The 24,386-nt window shown below is 60.3% G+C and carries 17 protein-coding genes; 15 read left to right on the forward strand and 2 right to left on the reverse strand.

Annotation, left to right across the window (positions count from 1 at the left end; genetic code table 11):
- The first annotated feature begins 56 nt into the window (after nucleotides 1–56).
- The 11 genes from BHV64_RS10845 (at nucleotide 57) to BHV64_RS10895 (ending at nucleotide 16,890) form a co-directional block, all read left to right on the forward strand.
- Nucleotides 57–1,937, forward strand: a complete 1,881-nt coding sequence (locus BHV64_RS10845; protein ID WP_195285351.1) for a DNA topoisomerase IV subunit B — start codon at nucleotides 57–59, stop codon at nucleotides 1,935–1,937.
- A 34-nt stretch (nucleotides 1,938–1,971) separates the two neighbouring features.
- Nucleotides 1,972–4,836: a DNA gyrase/topoisomerase IV subunit A gene (locus tag BHV64_RS10850; RefSeq protein WP_015545909.1), complete on the forward strand. Its 2,865-nt coding sequence runs from the start codon at nucleotides 1,972–1,974 to the stop codon at nucleotides 4,834–4,836.
- Nucleotides 4,837–4,849: 13 nt separating this feature from the next.
- Nucleotides 4,850–5,377: a shikimate kinase gene (locus BHV64_RS10855; protein WP_015545910.1), complete on the forward strand. Its 528-nt coding sequence runs from the start codon at nucleotides 4,850–4,852 to the stop codon at nucleotides 5,375–5,377.
- Nucleotides 5,370–6,143: a glutamate racemase gene (murI, locus tag BHV64_RS10860; RefSeq protein ID WP_288115919.1), complete on the forward strand. Its 774-nt coding sequence runs from the start codon at nucleotides 5,370–5,372 to the stop codon at nucleotides 6,141–6,143. The genes BHV64_RS10855 and murI overlap by 8 nt, the downstream gene beginning before the upstream one ends.
- A gap of 146 nt (nucleotides 6,144–6,289) precedes the next feature.
- Nucleotides 6,290–9,019, forward strand: a complete 2,730-nt coding sequence (locus BHV64_RS10865; protein WP_288115923.1) for a DNA translocase FtsK — start codon at nucleotides 6,290–6,292, stop codon at nucleotides 9,017–9,019.
- 111 nt (nucleotides 9,020–9,130) lie between these two features.
- Nucleotides 9,131–9,727, forward strand: coding sequence for a hypothetical protein (locus tag BHV64_RS10870; RefSeq protein WP_288115929.1), 597 nt, complete (start codon nucleotides 9,131–9,133; stop codon nucleotides 9,725–9,727).
- Nucleotides 9,696–10,751, forward strand: coding sequence for a hypothetical protein (locus tag BHV64_RS10875; protein WP_157359439.1), 1,056 nt, complete (start codon nucleotides 9,696–9,698; stop codon nucleotides 10,749–10,751). Before BHV64_RS10870 ends, BHV64_RS10875 begins: the two co-directional genes overlap by 32 nt.
- A gap of 531 nt (nucleotides 10,752–11,282) precedes the next feature.
- Nucleotides 11,283–11,816: a hypothetical protein gene (locus BHV64_RS10880; RefSeq protein WP_288115932.1), complete on the forward strand. Its 534-nt coding sequence runs from the start codon at nucleotides 11,283–11,285 to the stop codon at nucleotides 11,814–11,816.
- 449 nt (nucleotides 11,817–12,265) lie between these two features.
- Complete coding sequence (locus tag BHV64_RS10885; RefSeq protein WP_138265576.1) at nucleotides 12,266–12,544, forward strand: hypothetical protein; 279 nt, start codon at nucleotides 12,266–12,268, stop codon at nucleotides 12,542–12,544.
- A 414-nt stretch (nucleotides 12,545–12,958) separates the two neighbouring features.
- On the forward strand, nucleotides 12,959–15,505 hold the full coding sequence (gene gyrA, locus BHV64_RS10890) for a DNA gyrase subunit A (RefSeq protein ID WP_288115934.1): 2,547 nt from the start codon (nucleotides 12,959–12,961) through the stop codon (nucleotides 15,503–15,505).
- 38 nt (nucleotides 15,506–15,543) lie between these two features.
- Nucleotides 15,544–16,890 carry a tetratricopeptide repeat protein gene (locus tag BHV64_RS10895; RefSeq protein ID WP_138265574.1) on the forward strand — a complete coding sequence of 449 codons (1,347 nt, stop codon included), beginning with the start codon at nucleotides 15,544–15,546 and terminating at the stop codon, nucleotides 16,888–16,890.
- Nucleotides 16,891–17,150: 260 nt separating this feature from the next.
- On the opposite strand, the gene BHV64_RS10900 is transcribed toward BHV64_RS10895, so the two are convergent.
- Nucleotides 17,151–18,197, reverse strand: coding sequence for a sugar kinase (locus tag BHV64_RS10900; RefSeq protein ID WP_015545917.1), 1,047 nt, complete (start codon nucleotides 18,195–18,197; stop codon nucleotides 17,151–17,153).
- Nucleotides 18,198–18,361: 164 nt separating this feature from the next.
- Nucleotides 18,362–19,483 carry a DUF4861 family protein gene (locus BHV64_RS10905; protein ID WP_138265573.1) on the reverse strand — a complete coding sequence of 374 codons (1,122 nt, stop codon included), beginning with the start codon at nucleotides 19,481–19,483 and terminating at the stop codon, nucleotides 18,362–18,364.
- A 195-nt stretch (nucleotides 19,484–19,678) separates the two neighbouring features.
- On the opposite strand from BHV64_RS10905, the gene uxaC reads away from it, so the two are divergent.
- The 4 genes from uxaC (at nucleotide 19,679) to BHV64_RS10925 (ending at nucleotide 24,386) form a co-directional block, all read left to right on the forward strand.
- Nucleotides 19,679–21,091, forward strand: a complete 1,413-nt coding sequence (uxaC, locus tag BHV64_RS10910; protein ID WP_022062279.1) for a glucuronate isomerase — start codon at nucleotides 19,679–19,681, stop codon at nucleotides 21,089–21,091.
- Between the two features lie 14 nt (nucleotides 21,092–21,105).
- The gene (locus BHV64_RS10915) at nucleotides 21,106–22,125 is read left to right on the forward strand and encodes a sugar kinase (protein ID WP_022062280.1); all 1,020 of its coding nucleotides are present in this window, start codon (nucleotides 21,106–21,108) and stop codon (nucleotides 22,123–22,125) included.
- Between the two features lie 30 nt (nucleotides 22,126–22,155).
- The gene (locus tag BHV64_RS10920) at nucleotides 22,156–22,824 is read left to right on the forward strand and encodes a bifunctional 4-hydroxy-2-oxoglutarate aldolase/2-dehydro-3-deoxy-phosphogluconate aldolase (RefSeq protein ID WP_168949181.1); all 669 of its coding nucleotides are present in this window, start codon (nucleotides 22,156–22,158) and stop codon (nucleotides 22,822–22,824) included.
- Between the two features lie 137 nt (nucleotides 22,825–22,961).
- On the forward strand, nucleotides 22,962–24,386 hold the full coding sequence (locus BHV64_RS10925) for an MFS transporter (RefSeq protein WP_015545920.1): 1,425 nt from the start codon (nucleotides 22,962–22,964) through the stop codon (nucleotides 24,384–24,386).

Genomic DNA, 24,386 nt, shown 5'->3' on the forward strand with positions numbered 1-24,386 from the left:
TTTTTTAATTTCTCACCTTTCACCTTTCACCTTTCACTTTTCACCTTAATTAAGTTATGGCAGATTTACTCAATAATACCAACTCGAACGCAAACAATTACGGCGACGACGCTATCGTGACCCTCTCGCCGAGGGAGCACATCCGCCTGCGCCCCGGCATGTACGTCGGCGTGGTGGGCGACGGTTCGCAGCCCGACGAGGCGCTCTACGTGCTGATCAAGGAGGTCGTGGACAACTCGATCGACGAATTCATCATGGGCGCGGGCCGGCAGATCGACATCACGCTGGCCGACAACGTCGTTACGGTGCGCGACTACGGCCGCGGCATCCCCCTCAAGTCGCTCGCGGCGGCCGTCGGGCAGATGAATACGGGCGGCAAGTACGGAGGCGACGCCTTCAAGAAGACCGTGGGCCTGAACGGCGTGGGCGTCAAGGCCGTGAACATGCTTTCCGAAGAGTTTACGGCCCGTTCGGTCCGCGACGGCGAGGCCCGTACGGTGACCTTCGCCAAGGGTCTCGAAGTGAGCGACAGGTGGGAGAGCGGCGTCAACGAGAAGAACGGCACGTTCATCTCGTACCGTGTCGACAAGGAGATTTTCGGCGAATATGCCTACAACCTCGAATACGTCGAGCAGAAAATCCGCAATTACAGCTACCTGAACCTGGGTCTGACGCTCAATTTCAACGGCAAGAGCTACGTTTCGAAAAACGGTCTGCTGGACCTCGTGAACGACAACATGACCGAGGACCCGCTCTACCCGCCCATCCACCTCACGGGGGAGGACATCGAGGTGGTGATCACCCACGGCACGGGCTACGGCGAGAGCTACGACTCGTTCGTCAACGGCCAGCACACCACGCAGGGCGGCACACACCAGACGGCCCTGCGCGCCGCCGTCGCCAAGACGGTCAAGGAATTCTACCACAAGGACTACGACCCGTCGGACATCCGCACGTCGATCATCGCGGCCATTTCGATCAAGGTCACCGACCCGATCTTCGAGAACCAGATGAAGACCAAGTACGGTTCGAAGGAGGTCGAACCGGGGGTCTCGGTCAACAACTTCGTGGCCGACTTCCTCACCAAGCACCTCGACGACTACCTGCACAAGCACGCCGAGACGGCGCAGATTCTCCAGCGGAAGATCGTCGAGAACGAGAAGGAGCGCAAGGCGATCTCGGGCATCCAGAAGAAGGCCCGCGAGACGGCCAGGAAGGTGAGCCTGAACAACAAGAAACTGCGCGACTGCAAGATCCACCGCACGGACCGCAACGAGCTGGCCGAACAGTCGATGATCTTCATCACGGAGGGCAACTCGGCGTCAGGCTCCATCACCAAGAGCCGCGACGTGCGTACGCAGGCGGTCTTCTCGCTGCGCGGCAAGCCGCTGAACTGCTACGGACTGACGAAGAAGGTGGTCTACGAGAACGAGGAGTTCAACCTCCTTCAGGCGGCGCTGAACATCGAGGAGGACATGGACAACCTGCGCTACAACAAGGTCGTCATCGCCACCGATGCCGATGTCGACGGCATGCACATCCGCCTCTTGATGATGACCTTCTTCCTGCAATTCTTCCCCGAGGTGATCCGCCAGGGGCATCTGTTCGTGCTGCAAACCCCGCTGTTCCGCGTGCGCAACAAGAAGGAGACGCTCTACTGCTATTCCGAGGAGGAGCGCCTGAAGGCCGTGGCCCGGTGCGGCGCGAACGCCGAGATCACGCGATTCAAGGGTCTGGGCGAGATTTCGCCCGACGAGTTCAAGGAGTTCATCGGCGAGAACATGCGCCTGGACAAGGTCCGCATCACGAAGGACGACCCGATCCACGACCTGCTGGAGTTTTATATGGGCAAGAATACGTATGAGCGTCAGGGCTTCATCATCGACAACCTGCGCATCGAGGAGGACATCGTCGAGCAGGACCTTGCGATTAATTAAAAATTAAGAATTAAAAATTAAAAATTCCGATTTCATGGCGGAAGAGAACGATAAGACGGGGCGCGACGAAGCGCTCAACGAGGACGCCTCGACTCCCGAAACCGCGGACGACGCGACGGACGAAACGCCTGTGGCCGAGGCTCCGGCCAAGGCGGGCAAATTCGACCGCCTGACGCAGGAGGAGGGCGGCGTCCGCAAGCTCACGGGCATGTATAAGAACTGGTTCCTGGACTACGCCTCGTACGTGATCCTCGAACGCGCCGTGCCGCATGTCGAGGACGGACTGAAACCCGTCCAGCGGCGTATCCTTCATGCGATGAAGGTCGTCGACGACGGCCGTTACAACAAGGTCGCCAACCTCGTGGGCCAGACCATGCAGTACCACCCGCACGGCGACGCGTCGATCAAGGACGCGCTGGTGCAGCTGGGGCAGAAGGACCTGCTGATCGACTGTCAGGGCAACTGGGGCAACATCCTCACGGGCGACGAGGCCGCCGCGGGCCGTTATATCGAGGCGCGTCTTTCGAAATTCGCCCTCGACGTGGTCTTCAACAAGAAGACGACGGAGTGGATGCTGTCGTACGACGGCCGCAAGGAGGAACCCGTTACGCTGCCCATCAAGTTCCCGCTGCTGCTGGCCCAAGGGTCCGACGGCATCGCCGTGGGACTGGCTTCGAAAATCCTGCCCCACAACTTCGTGGAGCTGATCAACGCCGCCATTGCGCACCTCCAGGGACGTGATTTCCAGCTTTACCCCGACTTCCCGACGGGCGGCATGGCCGACGTGAGCCGCTATAACGACGGCCTTCGCGGCGGCACGGTGAAGGTGCGGGCGAAGATTTCGAAGATCGACAAACGGACGCTTGCCATCACCGAGATTCCCTATACCACGACCACCGAGTCGATCAAGGATTCGATCATCAAGGCCAACGACAAGGGCAAGATCAAGATCCGAAAGGTCGACGACAATACGGCCGACAAGGTCGAAATCGTCATTCAGGTCTCGCCCGACGAGTCGTCGGACAAGACCATCGACGCGCTCTACGCCTTCACCGACTGCGAGGTGTCGATCGCCCCGAACTCGTGCGTCATCTGGGACGAGAAGCCGCACTTCCTCGGGGTTTCGGAGATCCTGCGCCGCTCGGCCGAGCACACCAAGTCGCTGCTGGGGCTGGAGCTGAAAATCCGGCTGGGCGAGTTGAGCGAGGCATGGCACGCCGCCTCGCTCGAACGCATCTTCATCGAGAACAGGCTCTACCAGCTGATCGAGGGGTGCAAGAGCCGCGAGGAGGCTTATTCCGCCGTGGATAAGGGTCTGGAACCCTTCAAGATGCGGCTGCGACGTGAAGTGACGCTTGAAGACGTGCAGAAGCTCACCGAGCTGAAATTTATCCGTATTTCGCGTTACGACAGCGAGAAGGCCGACAACGAGATCCGCCAGATCGAGGAGGACCTGAAGTCGACGCAGTACGACCTGGACCACCTCACCGAATACGCCGTGGCCTACTACGAGCGCATCCGCGACAAGTACGGCAAGGGCAGGGAGCGTCGCACCGAGTTGCGCGAATTCGACTCGATCGAGGCGACGAAGGTGGCCGTCACGAACGCCAAGCTGTACGTGGACCGGGCCGAAGGGTTCTTCGGCATCGGCAAATCCATGAAGGACGCGGAATTCGTCTGCGACTGCTCGGACATCGACGACGTGATCGTCTTCACGAAAGACGGGCGTTACGTGATCACCAAGGTTTCGGACAAGGCCTTCTTCGATAAAAACATCTATTATATCGGGGTCTTCAAGCGCAACGACGACCGCACGATCTACAACGTTCTCTACCGCGACGGGAAGAACGGCGCGATTATGATGAAGCGCTGCGCCATCAAGGGCATCACGCGCGACAAGGAGTACGACATCACCAAGGGAACCGCCAAGAGCGAGATACTGTATATGTCTGTCAATCCGAACGGTGAGGCCGAGGTGCTGAAGGTTTACTTCAAGCCCCGTCCGCGCCTGAAGAAGGTGATCGTCGATCTCGATTTCTCGACCCTCGCCATCAAGGGGCGCCAGAGCCAGGGCAATCTGTTCTCGCGCTACGGCATCCACAAGATCGTGCTGAAGGAGCGCGGCACCTCGACGCTCGGGGGGCAGGACATCTGGTTCGACGAAGATGTCCGCCGGCTGAACGCCGACGGGCGCGGCAAGCTGCTCGGCGAGTTCAAGGGCGACGACCGCCTGATCGTCTGGACCTCGAAGAATCAGTACTACATCACGGGCTACGACCTGATGCAGCACTTCCCCGACGACACGGTCCTCGTGGCGCGTTACGAGTCCGACCGGGTTTACAGCCTGTGTTACTACGACCGCGGCCAGAAGTATTACTACATGAAGCGTTTCACGGCCGAGATGTCGGACAAGATTCAGGATTTCCTCGACGCCGACGCCGATTTCATTTGCGTGACGGACCGCGCCGGGGCCAAACTGGAGATCACCTACAAGGGGGCGCACGCCTCGCGGCCCGCGGATGTGATCGACGTCGACGAGTTCGTGGGCGTCAAGAGCCACCGCGCCAAGGGCAAACGCCTGACGACCTACGACGTGGACCGGCTGCGGATGATCGAACCCGAACTGCCTCCCGAACCGGAACCTTCGGAGGATGAGTCGCTTGACGACGGTCAGCTGACGGACGCTTCAGCTGACGCGGCGCAACGCGCTGCGGCAGAGGGGAAAGCTTCCGGAAAATCCGCCCTGAAGGAGCCGCTCGGCGCCAAGCCCGCCCCGGGAAAGGCTCCGGCGGGCCAGCCCTCGGCCGGAACGATCGTCGGAGGCGTGGAGTTCGAGGTGGAGCGTCCGAAAGGCGACGCCGGCGAGATGATCGACCCCGAACAGCTGAACCTGTTTTAACGAACCGCCTGCGATGAAACCTCTCTTTCTGGTCGGATATATGGGCTGCGGCAAGAGCACCCTCGGACGCAAGCTGGCGCGGCGTCTGGGCGTCGATTTCATCGACACCGACGCGCTGGTCGAGGAGCGCGAAGGCGCCTCCGTGGCCGACGTCTTCCGTTACGAGGGCGAAGAGCGTTTCCGCGAGGCGGAGCGCCGGGTCCTCGACGAGGTGATCGCCGGAGCCTCCTTCGCCGTGGTCTCCACGGGGGGCGGGCTGCCCACGTGGCGCGATAACATGCCGTGCATGAACGCCGTCGGGCATACGGTCTACCTGCGCCGCTCGCCGGAGCAGATCGCCCGGCGGTTAAGCCCCTACGGACGCCGCAAGCGGCCCCGTCTGCAAGGTCTCGACGACGAACAGCTGGTGGCCTTCATGCGCGGCGACATGGCGGCCCGCGAACCGTTCTACGCGCAGGCTTCGCTCGTCGTCGACTGCGACCCGATGTCCGACGACGAGCTGGTCGAACATATCGTGCAAACTTTCTCCGACCGTGGCTGACAACAGACCCATAGGCATTTACGACTCGGGGCTGGGCGGACTGACCGTCTGGCGCGAGGTCCGGCGTGCGCTGTCCGGCGAATCGCTCGCCTACCTCGGCGACGGCGCCAATTGCCCCTATGGCTCGCGGCCCCGCGAGGAGGTGCAGGCGCTGGCCGACGCCGCCGTGGCGCGGCTCGTGGAGCTGGACTGCAAGATGGTCGTCGTGGCCTGCAACACCGCCACGGCCGCGGCCATCGGCTTCCTGCGCGAAAAATACGCCGGCATGCCCATCGTCGGCATGGAGCCGGCCGTGAAACCGGCCTGCCTGGCGACCCGCAGCGGGGTGGTGGGGGTGCTGGCCACCGAACGGAGCCTCGACGGCGAGCTGTTCCGCCGCACGGCCGCCCGGTACGGCAGCGGCATCGAAGTCCTGACCTACCCGGGCACGGGTTTCGTGGAGCTGGTCGAGGGGGACCGGGAGGATACGCCCGAGGCCGAAGCCGCGGTGCGCGCCGCCGTGGAGCCGATGCTGGCGCGGGGCGCCGACCAGATCGTGCTGGGGTGTACGCACTATCCCTTTCTGACGCCCGTGATGGAACGCATCGTCGACGGACGGGCCGCGATCGTCGACCCGTCGCCCGCCGTCGCCCGCCGCGTCGGGCAGCTTTTGGACCGCTACGGCCTGCGCGCTTCGGCGGATAACCGCCCCGCGCTCACGTTCCGCACCTTCGCCGACGAGCTTTACCGCCTGCGTCTCGAACGGAAGGTTGCGGCGTACCTGTAAGACGCTCCCGGCTCCATACCCTCCCCCTCATTCGCGGGCGGGAACGCTTCCGGCCGGAATCGCTCCGGGCGATTGAAAAGTTTGCGGCGCCTTCGGAATTGTCGGAAAAAATTCGTACCTTCGCTCGATAATAGCGACATTCTGGAATGGCATCTAAAAATACATCCTCCAACAGCCGGCAGGCCGTTCAGCGTTCCAACAGCGACAGTGCGCGCTGGATCGCCGGACTGCTGCTGCTGTTCATCGGTCTGTTCGCCGCCGCTGCGGTGTTCTTTTCGTTTTTCAGCTGGGCCGCCGACCAGAGCGGGCTGCAAAAATCGGTCGAGGAACGGGTGACGCTCGGCATCGAACCGGAAAATCTCTGCGGCTGGGCCGGAGCGCGGTTGGGGATGTTGCTGGTCGATCATTCGTTCGGGCTTTTCGGCATTCTGATTCCCGCGATGATCGTGCTGGTCGGCGTGCGGATCGTCCGTCAGCGGCCGCTGCTGTTCAACCATTCGATCCTTTCGCTGTTCCTGATTATGATCCTGGGGTCGCTGACGCTGGGATTCGCCTTCGCCGACCGCTGGAGCCTCTGCTGCTCGACGGGGTGGGGCGGCGCTTTCGGCATCGCCTCTTCGGCCCTGCTGCGCACGCATATCGGGGCTTTCGGAACGCTGATCCTGCTTGTCGGCGGCTGGATACTGACGGGTGTTTTCATCAACCGCAACTTCATCAACAAGGTCAACGAGGCGGGCAACGTGGTGGTCGATAAGAGCGGGAAGGTCGTCGAGATCCTCAAGCACAAAGTCGTGCCGCACGGATGTGCGGCCGGGGAGGACGGGGTTGCGGAGGATATTCCCGAACCGGCTCCGAAACCCGGGCCGAAGGCGGCCGCACCGCAGCCCGCGCCGCCGAAAGCGGCGGAACCCGCGGCGCAAAAACCCGCCCCGATCCGTGTGGAACGTCCGTCGGAGCCCGTTGCGGCCCGGAAGTCCGCGCCGGAAGAGGACGAAAATCCCTTCCTCGAACTGACGCCCGACGGGAAACCCGTCGCCGGGGAGACTGCCGCGGAGCAGGCGCCCCCTCCCGCGGAGGACGGGGAGTTCATCGAGGTGGACCTTTCGCGTCCCGAGGGCCGTGTGGTGATCGGCCGCAGCGGGCTGGTCGAGCTGGAACGCCCTGCGGTGCGCGACGCCGTGCCTGCGGAGCCTGCCCCGGAGGAGGTTCCGGAGAGGGAGGCCGCACAGTCCGATCCCGATGCGCCCTTTACCGAGATCACCGTGCTGGACGATGCGCCCGCCGCGGAGCCGGAGGGCGTCGTGGTGACGGTCGAGGCCAACGAGGCGAAACTGCTCGACGAGAAGGCGATCCCCACGGAGAGCTACGACCCGCTGAAGGACCTGGTGAACTACCGCAAGCCGCCCGTGACGCTGCTGGAGGACTACATTTCCGATTCGGAGGTCTCGGACGAGGAGATTTTCGAGAACAAGACCAAGATCGAGGAGACGCTCAAATATTTCGGCATTCCGATCCAGCGCATCAAGGCCACGGTGGGTCCCACGGTGACGCTCTACGAGATCGTGCAGGCGCAGGGAATCAAGATCTCGAAGGTGCAGGGCCTCGAAAACGATATTGCGCAGAGCCTCAAGGCGCTGGGTATCCGCATCATCGCGCCGATTCCGGGCAAGGGAACCATCGGCATCGAGGTTCCCAACCGCGACAAGCAGGTGGTTTCGATGTATTCGGCCGTGCGTTCGCTGCGTTTCCAGGAGTCGAAGGCCGAGCTTCCGGTGGTGATCGGGCGCACGATCCAGAACGAAAATTACGTCTTCGACCTGGCCAAGATGCCGCACCTGCTGGTCGCCGGAGCCACGGGACAGGGCAAGTCCGTGGGGCTGAACGCCATCATCACCTCGCTCCTGTACCGCAAACACCCCGCGCAGCTGAAGTTCGTGATGATCGACCCCAAGATGGTCGAGTTCTCGCTCTACGCCAAGATCGAACGCCATTTCCTGGCCAAGATGGAGTCGGAGGACGACGCGATCATCACCGACCCCAAGAAGGCGGTCTATACGCTCAACTCGCTCTGTACGGAGATGGACAACCGTCTGGAACTGTGTAAGAAGGCCGGGGCGCGAAACATCGCCGAGTACAACGAGAAATTCACCTCGCGGCGGCTGAATCCGATGAACGGACATCGCTACCTCCCGTATATCGTGGTGGTGGTCGACGAGTTTGCCGACCTGATAATGACGGCCCGCGAGGTCGAGGGACCGGTCATGCGTCTGGCCCAGAAGGCCCGCGCCATCGGCATCCACCTGATCATCGCCACGCAGCGTCCCGACGTGAAGGTCATCACGGGCGGCATCAAGGCCAATTTCCCGGCCCGCATCGCCTTCCGTGTGATGCAGATGATCGACTCGCGCACGATCATCGACCAGCCGGGGGCCAATCAGCTTATCGGCCGGGGCGACATGCTTTTCTCGAAGGACGGCGACCTGACGCGTATCCAGTGTGCGCTGGTCGAGACCCGCGAGGTCGAGCGCATCTGCGAATACATCTCCAAACAGCAGGGCTACACCGAGGCCTACACGCTGCCCGACTATACGCCCGACGGCGGCGACGCTCAAATGGGCAGCGAGGAGTCCTCGGCGCCCGTGAAATACGACTCGCTCTTTGCCGAGATCGCCCGCGACGCCGTGTCCGGAGGTCAGATCTCGACCTCGATGATCCAGCGCAACTACGAGGTGGGCTTCAACCGCGCCGGCCGCATTATGATGCAACTCGAAAGGGCCGGCATCGTCGGCCGCCAGCAGGGGGCCAAACCGCGCGACATCCTCTACCACGACTTGCCTTCGCTGGAGGCGAAATTGCAGGAACTGGGATTGTTTTAAGTCCTCGGCTTAAAACAATCCCAGTTCCTGTGGTTAAGAATTAAAAATTAGGAATTGAAAATTGCGGGAGCTGACGCTATGGGGAGACGAAAATTTTTCATTTTTCATTGTTTGTTTTTCATTGCCGTATTGTTTTGCGGCATATTGCAAGGCAATGCGGCGCAGCCTCGTGCCACGGAGATACTGGAACGCCTTGCGGCGGGATTCCGTGAGATGGACGGCTACGGCGTGAAGTTCGGGGTCGTCTCGGGCGACTACGAAGCCCGCGGCAGCTATGTCGTGGAAGGCGACAGCTATTACCTCGTGCTGGGCGACGCGGAGGTTTTCGCCGACGGAGCCGTGCGCCGCGAGGTCGACAACCGCCGCCGCGAGGTGACCGTTACGGAGGTCGACACCGCGAGCCGCAACATCCTGAACAATCCGGTCCGGGCCTTCGATTTTCTGGGCAGCGAATATACGCCGTCGCTCGTCTCCGAAGCCGACGGCCGCGCCGTCGTGCGGCTGACGCCCGCCGCCGGGAACGACTCCCCGGCAGGCGATGTCACGCTGACGGTCGACACCGCTACGATGCGCCCCCGCTCGCTTTCGTACGACTACGACGGCGAACAGGTGCTGGTGAACGTGCTGGAGGTCGCGCCCCTCGCTGGGCACGTCCGGCGGTTCGATCCGAAAAATTATGAGGGCTACGAATTCATCGACTTCCGCTGACCGGGTCCGCCGGGGGCATTGCGGTCTTCGCCGGGCGGTATGCTGCGCGCTGTCGCTGTCGGCGGCATTTTCCGCGCATGCGCAACGGTCGCTGCCGCTGATGCGCGACGGCGGGCATCTCTATGCCGAAGTCCTGTTGCAGGATTCGATTCCGGCGCGGGCCATGCTCGAATCGGGAATTGCCTTTCCGCTGATCGACAGTGCGCTCGTGTGGTCGCATCCCGATCTTTTCCGGCTTGAAAAACTCGACTCCGCGGTCCGTTTCCGCATGGCTGTCGGGGCGAATTACGCGGCGCGTTACAAACTGGCTCCCGGCCTCTCGGTGAGCGGTTCCCGGAGTCTGTGCGACACTTACGTGGTGGATATGGGCGGCCGTAAGGGCGATCTGCTCTGGCCCTTGAACCGGTTTACGACCGACAGCGCCGCGACGCCCGGCATCTTCGGTCTCGACATCGCCCGGGGGCGTCTGGAACTGCTCGCGGAGGAGGAACTGCCCGGAGAGGGCGGCGGCTGGACGGCCTGGGATATGACGCGCGATGAACGGTCGGGGATGTATTGCCTGCAAAGTTCATTGGCGTTTGTCAACGACCGCGGCCGGCGTGTCGCTGAACCGGCGGAACTGGTCGTGGATCTGGGCAATGCCATGTTGCTGGCGCTCTTTGCTTACAAGCCCGAAGTGAAGAAATTCGTTTCCCGCTCGCGCATTCAGGAACTGGAAGGACGAACCTCCGCCGGCAAACGGCTGCCGGTGATCCGGCCTGCCGAGGTGATCTTTATGGATGCCTATACTTTTCGCGGCCAGCCTGTGCTGCTGCTTGAAAACCGTATGCGGCTTCCGGGGCACGGATTTCTGGGCATCCGTTTCTTCGAACGCTTCCGCGTGATCTTCGATTTTCGCCGTTCGCGGCTCCGGATCGCGGAGCCGCTGTCCGCCGCTGATACGCGTGCCGCCGGGCCGGATTGCTCCCGGACGGTTCCGGGTTCTCCGGACGCGACCCGATTCCTGTGTGTCAAATCCCGATAATTGAATATCCCATGAAAATGGATGTCGTTTGCGCCGACCGGTGGCTGTTCCCGGCGGTGCTTCGGCCCGGTTGTCGGGGTAGGTGTTTTTATCGGCTGAAATGATCTTCCGGGCGACCTTTGGGGCGCCCGTTGTTTTTGCGAATCGGTTTCTTCTGTTATTTTAATAATTGGTGTTTGTTTTATATATTATTATGTCTTGGTAAATGTGTTTTTTTAATATATTTGCATTATGATGCTTTTGTGTTGATATTTATTTGATTGCTTGGCTGAAATATTAAAAAATAGCTTGGTTTCTGCGTTTGGGGGGCTTGTCGTTGGACGCTTGTTCAAAAGCGACTCCCGGGGGAGGAAGTTCCTGAACAGGTAATGCAAGAGGGGGGGCTGACCTTAATGCGAAAATTTCTGCAAGGCGCTGTTGTCTGCTTATTGGGAAGATTTTATAAATATCGTGCAGAATTCGGAACAAAGGCGATCCTGGAGAGAGCGAAGTCGGGGAAACGGAGGAAATGGGAAATTAATTCGAAAAGTTATGAAAAAAATTCTGTTATTGCTGTCCTGTCTGTTCGGAAGCGCGATCGCCGTGCAGGCGCAATCTTTTGCGAATAACGACAAAGGCGTTTTTCTACGGGCCGAATTGCGGGCTTTGGCCCGATCGAAAAGCGACGGAGTGGCGCAGCGAGGGATGGATGTCGAGGCAATTGTCGGTTATCGTTTCGATGGGCGTTTTTCCCTTTTCATACCGGTTACGGCGACGACCGGGTTGTTCAAGGCCGGTGGCGTGAAAAGCTACGAACAGGCCGGACAGCTCGGACTGGGCTTCGGATACGCTCCGCTTCATACCACCCGCGACCGGCTCGAAATAGCGGTGCGAGCGGGCAATACGCTCGGCGGCAGCTGGCATTTCCGCTATTACGATCTGGGCGTGCGTTGGGAGTGGGCGGACCTGAAAATACCGCCTTTCGTCGGTTTGGGTGTGCGCTATCAGGATTGCTATAAGGGAGGTTTTTCCGACTATTGTTTTTTTATGCCACGGTCGGATTTTCGATTCGCTGGCATCGGATGAAAGGCAGGTGACCCGTCTTTCTCCCGGCAGTTTGCCGGGAGATTTTTTTTTCGGGGCGTCGAGATCGTGGGCGCAATGGTGGAAATCCCGCGTAAATGACAAATTGTCGCGCCGTTTGCTGTCGCCGAATGCAGGGAGGATGGATTGTTTAATGTGTGTTTTTAATAAATGCGTCAAGGATAATAAATCTTAACATAAATTCATGTTATTTATTAAAATATTATCTTATATTTGTTTTAGGATGTCCTGACGCATGTTGAACACTTTAAATTTAATCTATTATGGATGAATTAGGTTTTACGTTGGCGGGGTTTGCGGTCTTGGGGGTGTTGCATTATGCGGTTGCTATCGTTTTTGCCGTATCCGAATACCGAAAGTGGAGGCCTACGGGGTGGATCATTCCCCTTGCAGTCGTTATGTTCGTCGCTTTTTCGTTTATTTTTCCGGTAGTGGAACATATCGTCCGCCCCAGAATGCGGGCCTGCGGCGTCGACCGGCGTATCATCCGGCTGAAACTCGTGCTGGCGTGGTCCGTGCCGCTTTTAACGAGTGTCGGTATTAAGTTGTGTGAGTTGTTCTGCAACCGGGTCGTGCCCCGCGATGTCTCCGGGGAACTGGCCCTCTGCTGTTGTCTTTCGTGCGGACTCCTGTATTTGGTGCTTATGCTCTGGGTCAATGTGAAGCTCAATGCGCTTGCGGAGGCGTGCCCGGCCAAAGGTGCGGAGTGATCGCTCGACTTTGTCGCGGACCGTTCTGCAATCCGTCTTTCTCCCGGCAGTTTGCCGGGAGATTTTTTTCGGGCCGTCAGATCGCCGGAAAAGGGGCAAAAACGGGGTGGTCCGCTGAAAATATCGCGCCCACGAAGCAGATTTATTCCCCTAAAGTTGCTCAAACCGGAAATAAATCGTATTTTTGTTCGTTAAAAGAACGGTAATTTTCGACGGGTATCAACGGGCCGGTTGCGGCGCTTGTGAGCGTTGAAAATTTGAATTGGAGATAATTCGGTCGAAATTCCGGTCGCGATGCGACGAGGCTCCCGCCTTGGCGGGCGCCGGAGCGGGCCAAGTATGTAAACGCGGCGGGACGCCGCGAAAGCCTGCTTCGAAACGGAAAGACGAAGAATAACAGAATTAAGTATTAATATGTTAACTGAAGAAGAAAAGAATGCCGGTTTGACGGGGCGTATCATCCCCATCAATATCGAAGAGCAGATGAAATCGGCGTACATCGACTACTCGATGTCGGTCATCGTGTCGCGTGCGCTGCCTGACGTGCGCGACGGCATGAAGCCCGTGCACCGCCGCATCCTCTACGATATGAGCGCGGAGCTTAACCTCTACTCCGACAAACCCACACGTAAGTCCGCCCGTATCGTCGGCGACGTGCTCGGTAAGTTCCACCCCCACGGCGACACGTCGGTCTACGACGCGATGGTCCGCCTGGCGCAGGACTGGTCGATGCGCTACCCGCTGGTCGACGGACAGGGTAACTTCGGTTCGATGGACGGCGACTCGCCTGCCGCCATGCGTTACACCGAGGCTCGCATGAAGAAAATCACGGACGAAGTGATGGCCGACATCGACAAGGAGACGGTCGACTGGACGCTGAACTTCGACGACACGATTCCCGAACCCACGGTCCTGCCCACGAAAATCCCGTTGCTGATCGTCAACGGCGCCAGCGGTATCGCCGTCGGTATGGCCACGAACATGGCTCCGCACAACCTTTCGGAGGTGGTCGACGCCTGCTGCGCCTATATCGACAACCCGGAGATCACGGGCGAGGAGCTGCTGCACTACGTCAAGGGGCCCGACTTCCCCACGGGCGGTATCATCTACGGCTACGAGGGAGTGAAGGAGGCGATGCTGACGGGCCGCGGCCGCGTGATGATGCGCGCCAAGACCGACATCGAGCATACGCCCAGCGGCCGCGAGTGCATCGTCATCACGGAGATTCCCTACATGATCAACAAGGCCGAGATGATCAAGAAGATCGCCGACATGATCAATGACAAGAAGATCGACGGCATCTCCTACATCAACGACGAGTCGGACCGCAACGGCCTGCGGATCATCATTATCCTGAAGCACGACGCCGTTGCGAGCGTGGTGCTGAACACGCTGTTCAAGAACACGCCGCTGCAAACGTCGTTCGCCGTGAACAACATCGCGCTGGTCAACGGCCGGCCGCAGATGCTGCCGATGCGCGACCTGATCAAATACTTCATCGAGCACCGCCACGACGTCGTCGTGCGCCGCACGCGCTTCGACAAGCGCAAGGCCGAGGAGCGTCTGCACATCGTGCAGGGTTTGCTGATCGCGCAGGACAACATCGACGAGATCGTGCGCATCATCCGCGCCTCGCAGACGCCCGACGCCGCCAAGCAGACGATGATCGAGCGTTTCGAGTTGTCGGACATCCAGGCTTCGGCCATCATCGAAATGCGCCTGCGCGCCCTAACGGGACTCGAAAGGGGCAAGCTGCTCGCCGAGCGCGACGAACTGGAGAAGCTGATCGCCCACCTGACGGAGGTGCTTGCGAACGTCGGCATGCAGATGCAGATCATCAAGGACGAGCTGCTGGAGATCAAGGAGAAGTACGGCGACGAACGCCGCTCGGAGATCGTCTACGCTTCGGAGGAGTTCAATCCCGAGGATTTCTATGCCGACGACGACATGGTGATCACCATTTCGCACATGGGCTACATCAAGCGCACGCCGCTGGCCGAATACCGCACGCAGAACCGCGGCGGCGTGGGGGCCAAGGGCAGCGCCACGCGCGACGAGGACTTCATCGAGCACATCTACGTGGCTTCGATGCACAATACGATGCTCTTCTTCACCGAAAAGGGCCGCTGCTTCTGGCTCAAGGTCTACGAGATTCCGGAAGGCGCCCGTTCGTCGAAGGGCCGCGCCATCCAGAACGTCATCCAGATCGAGCCGGACGACAAGGTCCGCGCTTACATCAACGTCAAGAGCCTGGCCGATGCGGAGTACGTGAACAACAACTACATCATCATGTGCACCAAGGACGGCACGATCAAGAAGACCAAACTGGAGGCCTACTCGCGTCCGCGCCAGAACGGCGTGAACGCCATCGTCATCCGCGAGGGCGACCAGCTGATCGAGGCCAAGCTCACCAGCGGCAACGCCGAGGTGATGATCGCCGCCCGCGACGGCAAGGCCATCCGTTTCAACGAATCGACGGTGCGTCCGATCGGGCGTGTCGGCGCCGGAGTGCGCGGCATCTCGATCGAGGACGGGGACGAGGTGGTCGGCATGATCTGCGTGGAACCCGATTCGAAGCAGGACGTGCTGGTATTGAGCGAGAACGGCTACGGCAAGCGTACCGATCTGGACGAATACCGCATCACCAACCGCGGCGGAAAGGGCGTGAAGACCATCAACATTACGGAAAAGACAGGCAAACTAATTTCGATACAGGCCGTTACCGACGACAACGACCTGATGATCATCAACCGTTCGGGACTCACCATACGCACCGCTGTCAGCCATATCCGCCTCGCGGGCCGCGCTACGCAGGGCGTGCGTATCATCAACCTCCGCGAGGGCGACGCCATTGCTTCGGTGATGGCCGTGCCGGCTGCCGGGGAAGAGGAGGAAGTGCAGCCCGCGGAAGGCGTTGAGACCGGAGGCGAAACCCCCGGAGCCGCCCCCGCGGAGGAATAAGAAAAAGAAACAACAAAACTTTAAAATTTCAGTTTACCATGAAGAAAACGATTTTGACGGCTCTTGCGGCGCTGCTCGTGGCAGTTCCCGCCGTGAAAGCCCAGAAAGTGAACAAGGAAGCCCTTCTCGCCAAGATCGAAAAGAGCGACGCCGACATCGCCAACGAGAAGAAGGCGGCGAAGGCCGCGACGTGGCTCGCCCGCGGCAAGGCTTTCTACGAGGTGGCCGTGGAGCCTACGAAGAGCATCTTCGCCAACATGGAACCGACGATGCTGAAACTGGCTGTCGGCGAACCCAAGTCGACGACGAAGGAGACGCTCAACGGCACGGAGTACGATGCATGGGTGTATCCCTATTTCACGGCTTACGTCAAGGACAACAAGGTCGTGACGTGGAAGCAGAGCAAATGGGTGCTGAAAGACGCTCCCAAGAAGGCCATCGAGGCTTACAACAAGGCTTATGAACTCGATCCCAAGACGGCCGAGAAGGTCAAGGAGGGTCTGAAGCAGGTCAGCGACTTCTGCTCGCAGGTGGGCAACGTCGGCATCGACTCGGGCAACTACGTCGAGGCCGCAGACGCTTACGTGACGGCTTTCGAGGCGCAGTCCAGCCCGGCTTACGAGAAGGCCGACCCCGCGCTGCTCTACTATGCGGGCTACCTGCTGACCGTCGACGGCTCGAACAACCCCAAGTCGTTCACCAAGGGCGGCGAGTACCTGACCAAGGCCATCGACCTGGACTATGCCGACGAGGAGGGTAATATCTATTACTACCTCTTCCACTGCCTCTACGGACAGAAGGACCTCGACAAGGGAAATATTATGAAAGCGAAGGACGTGCTGCTGACGGGTATCGGGAAGTTCCCGAAGAACGAGCGCATTCTCGACGGCCTGATGCAGCTTTACACCGCGGAGCAGGGCGTGGGCGACCCCGCCGACCTGATCGCGCTGATCGACAAGGCCATCGAGGACAACCCGTCGAACGTGGACCTCTGGTTCGGCCGCGGCCGTATCTTCTACGCGCTGAAGGACTACGATCAGAGCATCGAATCGTTCAAGAAGGTCGTGGAGCTGAAGCCCGACCTGTTCGAGGGCAACTACTACCTGGGTGTGTTCTATACGATCAAGGGCGACGCGCTCAACAAGGAGATGAACGAGAAGCAGTACAGCAGCCAGGCGGTTTACGACGCCGATCTGAAAGTCGTCAACGATGTCTACAAGGAGGCTGTGCCCTGGTTCGAGAAGGCGCACCAGATCAAACCCGACGATGTTGATACGCTGGAGTTCCTCAAATCCATCTGCTTCCGTCTGCGCGACGAGGCCGGCATCATGGAGAAGTACAACACCTACAATGCCCTTTACAAGCAGGTGAAAGGCATCGAATAGCCGCTTGACGGGCGGGGATTCAGCGGCGATGGTTCGCCGGTCCCGCTCTTTGAACGGAGTTGCGCTGCCGCCCGTTCGGCAGGCGTTATGAAAAAAGCCCGGCTGGAAAGCCGGGCTTTTTTGCATATGGAGGGGGGGGGTAAATGGCATTATGAAAACGCCCCGCACCCTGAATCCCGCCTTTTGGCCGTGCGGGCGCGGAGCCGGGGAGCAGCGTTCCGGTAAACCGGCCGCACCCTGAATCCGGCGTCTTACGCCGGTTAGCGGGCGATGCGGCCCGAGACGGAGCCGCGGGCCAGCTGTTCGACCTCTGCGGCCGTGAATTGGTTGTAGTCGCCCGGCACGGTGTTTTTCAACGCGCAGGCCGCGGTTCCGAAGTCCAGCGCAAACTGGGCGTCGTGGGGATGCGCGGCCATTCCGTAGAGCAATCCGCCCACGAAGGCGTCGCCCACGCCGACGCAGTCGACCACGGGGTCGATGTCGTAAACCCGCGTGGAGTGCAGACGTCCGCCCGTGTAGAGCGTTCCCGAGATCAGGTGGTGGTTGGCGCTCAATACGCTGCGCAGTCCGAAGACGATGCTCCGGCAGCGGGGGAAGCGCGCCGCAACCTCCGCCGAGGCCCGTTCGTAACCCGCCGTATCGGGACGGTAGGCGGTGTCGCGGGCCGCAAACTGCGGCAGCTGCATGCCGAGCACCTTTTCGTATTCGTCGTCCGTGCCGAAGAAGGCGTCGCACTGCTCCATCAGCGGCGGGAGCACCTCCTGCGGCTCCTTGCCGTATTTCCAGAGGTTCTTGCGGTAGTTGATGTCGCACGAGACGGTCAGTCCCGCCGCGTGCGCCGCCGCAATCGCCTCGGCGCACACGGCCGCCGTGCCGGCGCTCACCGCGGCCGAAATCCCCGACCAGTGGAACCACGAGGCGCCGCGGAAGATTCCGTCCCAGTCGATCATCCCCGGTTGCAGGGTGTCGAAGGCCGAGTCGGCGCGGTCGTATACGACGTGCGACGAGCGCATCGCGGCGGCCTCCTCCATGTAGTAAATCCCGAGCCGCTTGCCGCCGCGCAGGATGGCGTCCGTCCGTACGCCGTAGCGGCGCAGGTCGTCGATGCAGGCGTCGGCTACCCGGTTGTCCGGCAGGCGGGTGACGAATTCGCTTTGCAGGCCGTAGTTGGCCAGCGATACGGCGACGTTGGCCTCGCTTCCGCCGTAGCTGGCGCGGAAGAGGTTCGTCTGGTTGAAACGCAGGTAGTCGGGCGGCGTGAGACGCAGCATGATCTCCCCGAAGGTAACGATCTTTTGTCTGTCCATGATTTTTGTGAAATAGGAGTTACAAATATACGTAAAAAGCCGGACAATCGCAAGCCGGATTGCGCCCGCTTCGGGAAAGGGTTCCGATAGAGAAAGGCCCGGTCGTCGGACCGGGCCTTTCGGAAAAAGCAGGATGATATGCCTGCCCTTTTTGGGATGGATTTTTAGTTGAGGACCGTCACTTTGAGCGGCGTCACGGCGGCGGCCTGCGCCTGCCCGATCTCTTCGATCCACTCCTTCATGTCCTCCACGCCGCCCTGGCTCCAGCCCGAACCGGCGTAGTAGGTCAGCGTCCGGCCGGGTTTCACGGCCTTGACGGCTACGGCGTGGCCCAGCGTGTCCGTAAGCATCTCGGCTCCCGGTAGGATCACGCCCAGGTAGATGTCGCCGTCGCGTGCGGGGTTTTTCGAGTCCGAAACGGCCTCGCATAGGGCCATCCAGCCTTCGCCGCGCTGCATCTGTTTCACGTCGTGGCGCACGAAGCCCGCGGCGATCGGCATCTCGGCGAATGCTCCTTCGTAGATGTTGTCCATGCGGTTGAAGCGCTGGTTGGCGTCGAGCGAGATGATCTTGGTGAGCGTCACGGGCGTGCCGTCGACATCGAACGGGGCGTAGGTCAATTCGACCGAAGTGCGGATCGGGCCGTTGTCGAGCGTCCGGGCCGTGGCGTAGTTGTGTCCCATCATCCAGAATTTACCGCCGGCGAAGGGCAGCGATGCGCCCGAACCGAGCGTCACGCCCACCTTGTAGCAGTCCATGCCGTCGCCGTAGTTGTGGTGGTAGTTGCCCCGGGCGTACCACTCGTCGATCACCAGTTTGTCGGTGCACTTCACCCATACGTCGATGCCCGGAGTGACGAGCTTCTCGGGAGAGGTTTCGAGCGCCGGGCCGTAGAGGCGGTAGGCTACCTTGTTGTTCTCCCAGGCGTAGTCGTCGTAACGTTCGGGAACCGTGCGGCCGAACGCCTCGGCGGGGTAGTTCTCGCGCTGGCCTGTGACCAGTTTGAACCGCTTGCTTTCCATCGGGTCGGCGTCGGTCTGGAAGATCAGCGCCTGCGGCTCCGTTCCGCCGCGGAAGAGGACCTGCGAGGGGATCTGCTCGTTGTCGTCGTTCAGGACGACGATGTTGTCCGGCGTCACACCTTTGAGCGCGGCGACTTCGGACCAGGCGATTTCGACGGTTTCGTCATCGCGTTCGGTCGGGGTCGTGTTGGCGACTTCGACCTTCAAAGCGGGTGTGCAGGAGGCCGTCAGGAGGGCTGCAACCCACATAATCGGTTTTTTCATAAAATTAGAATTGAAGTTTTTCCGTTGTTTGTAGGCAAATTTACAATTTTTCCGTATATTGGTCAACCAAAACGGCAAATATTCTATTTAATTCGGTAATTTTTCATATTCCGAGTGGCGGAAAGTTACTAATTTTACGTTATGAAAAAGAGCCTGATACGTATAGAAATTTAACCGCGATAGCTTTTATTTTTTATGAAACAGTTCAACGACGACAACTTCCTGTTGCAGACCGAGACTGCGCAGCGTCTTTACCACGACCATGCGGCCAAGATGCCGATCATCGACTACCATTGCCACCTGATTCCCGAGTACGTGGCTTCGGACCACCGTTTCGACAACCTGTCGAAGATCTGGCTCGAAGGCGACCACTACAAATGGCGCGCCATGCGCACCAACGGGGTCGATGAGAAGTATTGCACGGGCAAGGATACGACCGATTGGGAGAAGTTCGAGAAGTGGGCCGAGACGGTTCCCTATACGATGCGCAATCCGCTCTACCACTGGACCCATCTCGAATTGAAGACCGCCTTCGGGGTGACGAAACTGCTCAACCCCGCTTCGGCCCGCGAAATTTACGACCATTGCACGGCGCTGTTGCAGCGTCCCGAATACCACGCCCGCGGCCTGATGCGCCGCTACAACGTCGAGGCGGTCTGCACGACGGACGATCCCGTGGATTCGCTCGAACACCATATCAAGGTCCGCGAGGACGGTTTTGCGACCAGGATGCTCCCCACGTGGCGTCCCGACAAGGCGATGGCCGTGGAGGTTCCGGCCGATTTCCGCGCTTATATGGAGAAGCTTTCGGAGGTTTCGGGCGTCGCGATCACGAAATTCGCCGATGTGATCGACGCGCTGCGCGTGCGTCACGAGTTCTTCGGGTCGGTCGGCTGCCGCCTTTCGGACCACGGCATCGAGGAGTTCTACGCCGAGGATTATACGCAGGCCGAGATCGACGCTATTTTTAATAAGGTATACGGCGGGCAGACGCTGACGCCCGAGGAGATCCGCAAGTTCAAGACCGCCATGCTGGTCGAGTTCGCCACGATGGACCATGAGGCCGGCTGGACCCAGCAGTTCCACTACGGCGCCATCCGCAACAACAACAGCCGCATGTTCGGCCGGCTGGGTCCCGATACGGGCTTCGACTCGATCGGCGACTTCGCGGTCGGCAGGCAGATGTCGAAATTCTTCGACATGCTCGACCGCAACGACCGCCTTGCGAAGACCATCATCTACAACCTCAATCCGCGCGACAACGAGCTGGTGGCCACGATGATCGGCAATTTCCAGGACGGCCGCTACGGCGCCGGGAAGATCCAGTTCGGATCGGGGTGGTGGTTCCTCGACCAGAAGGACGGCATGGAGAAACAGATGAACGCCCTCTCGACGCTGGGTCTGTTGAGCCGCTTCGTGGGCATGCTGACCGACTCGCGGTCGTTCCTTTCGTACCCGCGCCACGAGTATTTCCGCCGCACGCTGTGCAACCTCGTCGGCAACGACATCGAGCAGGGCCTGCTGCCCGCCTCGGAGATCGACTTCATCGGCCGGGAGATCATCGAGGGCATCTGCTACCGCAACGCCAAGGACTATTTCAAATTTTAAGCTGTCATAATACCATGAAAATCGTAACATTAGGTGAAATCATGCTGCGTCTTTCGACGCCCGGAAACACGCGCTTCGTTCAGTCCGATTCGTTCGACGTCGTCTATGGCGGCGGCGAGGCCAACGTGGCCGTTTCGTGCGCCAACTACGGCCACGAGGCTTACTTCGTCTCGAAACTCCCGAAGCACGAGATCGGCCAGTCGGCGGTCAATGCGCTGCGCAAATACGGCGTGAGGACCGATTTCATCGCCCGCGGCGGCGACCGCGTGGGTATCTACTACCTCGAAACCGGGGCCTCGATGCGTCCCTCGAAGGTGATCTACGACCGTGCGCATTCGTCGATCGCCGAGGCCGATCCGCAGGATTTCGACTTCGATGCCATCATGGAGGGCGCCGACTGGTTCCACTGGTCGGGCATCACGCCCGCGATTTCGGACAAGGCCGCCGAACTGACCCGTCTGGCCTGCGAGGCCGCCAGGCGTCACGGCGTGACGGTGTCGGTGGACCTGAACTTCCGCAAGAAGCTCTGGACCAAGGAGAAGGCGCAGTCGATCATGAAGCCGCTGATGCAGTATGTCGACGTCTGCATCGGCAACGAGGAGGACGCCGAGCTGTGCCTCGGGTTCAAGCCCGACGCCGACGTCGAGGGCGGCGAGACCAACGCCGAGGGCTACAAGGGCATCTTCCGCCAGATGGCCGCGACGTTCGGGTTCAAGTATGTGATCTCGACCCTGCGCGAGTCGTTCTCGGCGACGCACAACGGCTGGAAAGCCATGATCTACAACGGAGAGGAGTTCTACGAGTCGAAGCGTTACGACATCGACCCGATCATCGACCGCGTGGGCGGCGGCGACTCGTTCTCGGGCGGCGTGATCCACGGCCTGCTGACCAAGCCGACGCAGGGAGAGGCCCTCGAATTTGCCGTGGCGGCATCGGCCCTGAAGCACACGATCAACGGCGACTTCAACCTCGTATCGGCCGAGGAGGTCGAGTCGTTGGCCGGAGGGAATGCCAGCGGCCGGGTGCAGAGATAATTAAAAATGAAAAATTAAGAATTAAAAATTATGGCTCGCTTCAATAAAATGCAAGTTCTGGAGGCCATCGGTAAGACCGGCATGGTTCCCGTATTCTATCATGCCGACGCCGACGTGGCCGAGCAGGTCGTGAAAGCCTGCTACGAAGGCGGCGTGCGCGCTTTCGAGTTCACCAACCGCGGCGATTTCGCTTCGGAGGTGTTCATCCGTCTGGTGAAATTCGCCGCCGCGGAGTGCCCGGAGATGATCCTGGGCATCGGTTCGGTGGTCGACGCCCCGACGGCCGCGATGTACATGCAGTACGGCGCCAACTTCGTCGTGGGTCCCTACCTGAACGCCGAGGTGGCCAGGGTCTGCAACCGCCATCTGGTTCCCTACACCCCTGGCTGCGGTTCGGTGACGGAGATCGGCACGGCGCAGGAACTGGGCTGCGACCTGACGAAGGTTTTCCCCGCGGGCAACGTGGGCGGTCCGTCGTTCGTCAAGAACGTCAAGGCCCCGCTGCCGTGGTCGAACATCATGGCCACCGGAGCGGTGGAACCCACCGAGGAGAACCTCACGGCGTGGTTCAAGGCCGGCGTTTATTGCGTGGGCATGGGCTCGCAGCTCTTCCCGAAAGAGGTCGTCGCCGCGAAGGACTGGGCGGCGATCACCGAAAAATGCCGTTTCGCTCTGGACGTGATCGCCCGGGTGCGTTAAAACCGATTCCGTAAGTTCGGTAGTTCGGCGGCGGCCCCGCTCCGCCGCCGGACGCCGTTCCTACGGCTCACCAATTCCTGAACACTACTTAATTAAACCCCATAATGACAAACAACAAATCGACTCTCGCTGGGAAGATGACGCAGTATCGCTGGATCATCTGTGCGATGCTCTTCTTCGCAACGACTGTTAACTACCTCGACCGTCAGGTGCTCTCGCTGACGTGGGACGAGTTCATCAAGCCCGAATTCCACTGGAACGAGTACCACTACGGGCTGATCACTTCGATCTTCTCGATCGTCTATGCCGTCTGCATGCTCTTCGCGGGCCGTTTCATCGACTGGATGGGCACCAAGAAAGGTTATCTGTGGGCCATCGGCGTCTGGTCGATGGGAGCCTGCATGCACGCCCTTTGCGGCATCGCCACCGAGGCATGGGTGGGGCTTCCCGACGCCGCCGCGCTGCGCGCCGTCGAGGCCGGGTCGGCCCTGGCCGCGACCATCGCCATGGTCAGCATGTATTTCTTCATCGCCGCGCGCTGCATCCTCGCCCTGGGCGAGGCGGGCAACTTCCCGGCAGCCATCAAGGTGACCGCCGAGTACTTCCCCAAGAAGGACCGCGCCTACGCCACCTCGATCTTCAATGCCGGCGCTTCGATCGGCGCGCTGTTCGCCCCGCTGACCATTCCGCTGCTGGCGAAGGCCTGGGGCTGGGAGATGGCCTTCATCGTGATCGGCGCCCTGGGCTTCGTCTGGATGGGCTTCTGGGTCTTCATGTACAAGAAACCCTCGGACCACCCGAAGGTGAATGCCGCCGAGCTGGAGTATATCGAGCAGGACCAGCACGAAGTGGTCGACGGCGAGACGGTCGGCAAGGAGCAGGAGGGCGAGAAGATCTCGTTCTGGAGAACGCTCTCGTTCAAACAGACGTGGGCCTTCGCCTTCGGCAAGTTTATGACCGACGGCGTGTGGTGGTTCTTCCTCTTCTGGACCCCCTCGTACCTCAATTCGCAGTTCGGGATCAAGATGTCCGAAGGGCTGGGCGTGGCGCTGATCTTCACGCTTTATGCCATCACGATGCTGTCGATCTACGGCGGCAAGCTTCCGACGATCATCATCAACAAGACGGGGCTGAACCCCTATGCGGCACGCATGCGCGCCATGCTGATCTTCGCGTTCATTCCGCTGCTGGTGCTGCTGGCGCAGCCCATGGGCACGATCTCGCCGTGGTTCCCGATCATCCTGATCGGTCTGGGCGGCGCGGCGCACCAGTCGTGGTCGGCCAATATCTTCTCGACCATCGGCGACATGTTCCCCAAGTCGGCGATCGCCACCGTGACGGGCATCGGCGGCATGGCCGGCGGCGTAGGCTCGATGATCCTGCAATGGTTCGCCGGCTGGCTGTTCGTATATGCCGACGAAACGGCGATGCAGTTCATGGGTTTCGAGGGTAAGCCCGCCGGATATTTCGTCGTCTTCTGCATCTGCGCCGTGGCTTACCTCATCGGCTGGATCGTGATGAAGACGCTGGTTCCGAAATACAAACCGATTGTATTGGATTAA

This window comes from Alistipes sp. 56_sp_Nov_56_25 (assembly GCF_001915285.1).
GTDB lineage: Bacteria > Bacteroidota > Bacteroidia > Bacteroidales > Rikenellaceae > Alistipes > Alistipes shahii.

Bases quoted from the DNA above. Each gene is read 5' to 3' on its own strand.
- BHV64_RS10875 (WP_157359439.1), top strand. From the start codon at position 9,696: ATGAGGGCTACGAATTCATCGACTTCCGCTGACCGGGTCCGCCGGGGG.
- BHV64_RS10900 (WP_015545917.1), bottom strand. From the start codon at position 18,197: ATGGACAGACAAAAGATCGTTACCTTCGGGGAGATCATGCTGCGTCTC.
- BHV64_RS10855 (WP_015545910.1), top strand. From the start codon at position 4,850: ATGAAACCTCTCTTTCTGGTCGGATATATGGGCTGCGGCAAGAGCACC.
- BHV64_RS10865 (WP_288115923.1), top strand. From the start codon at position 6,290: ATGGCATCTAAAAATACATCCTCCAACAGCCGGCAGGCCGTTCAGCGT.
- BHV64_RS10920 (WP_168949181.1), top strand. From the start codon at position 22,156: ATGGCTCGCTTCAATAAAATGCAAGTTCTGGAGGCCATCGGTAAGACC.
- BHV64_RS10845 (WP_195285351.1), top strand. From the start codon at position 57: ATGGCAGATTTACTCAATAATACCAACTCGAACGCAAACAATTACGGC.
- gyrA (WP_288115934.1), top strand. From the start codon at position 12,959: ATGTTAACTGAAGAAGAAAAGAATGCCGGTTTGACGGGGCGTATCATC.
- uxaC (WP_022062279.1), top strand. From the start codon at position 19,679: ATGAAACAGTTCAACGACGACAACTTCCTGTTGCAGACCGAGACTGCG.
- BHV64_RS10905 (WP_138265573.1), bottom strand. From the start codon at position 19,483: ATGAAAAAACCGATTATGTGGGTTGCAGCCCTCCTGACGGCCTCCTGC.
- BHV64_RS10895 (WP_138265574.1), top strand. From the start codon at position 15,544: ATGAAGAAAACGATTTTGACGGCTCTTGCGGCGCTGCTCGTGGCAGTT.
- BHV64_RS10850 (WP_015545909.1), top strand. From the start codon at position 1,972: ATGGCGGAAGAGAACGATAAGACGGGGCGCGACGAAGCGCTCAACGAG.
- BHV64_RS10915 (WP_022062280.1), top strand. From the start codon at position 21,106: ATGAAAATCGTAACATTAGGTGAAATCATGCTGCGTCTTTCGACGCCC.
- BHV64_RS10880 (WP_288115932.1), top strand. From the start codon at position 11,283: ATGAAAAAAATTCTGTTATTGCTGTCCTGTCTGTTCGGAAGCGCGATC.
- BHV64_RS10925 (WP_015545920.1), top strand. From the start codon at position 22,962: ATGACGCAGTATCGCTGGATCATCTGTGCGATGCTCTTCTTCGCAACG.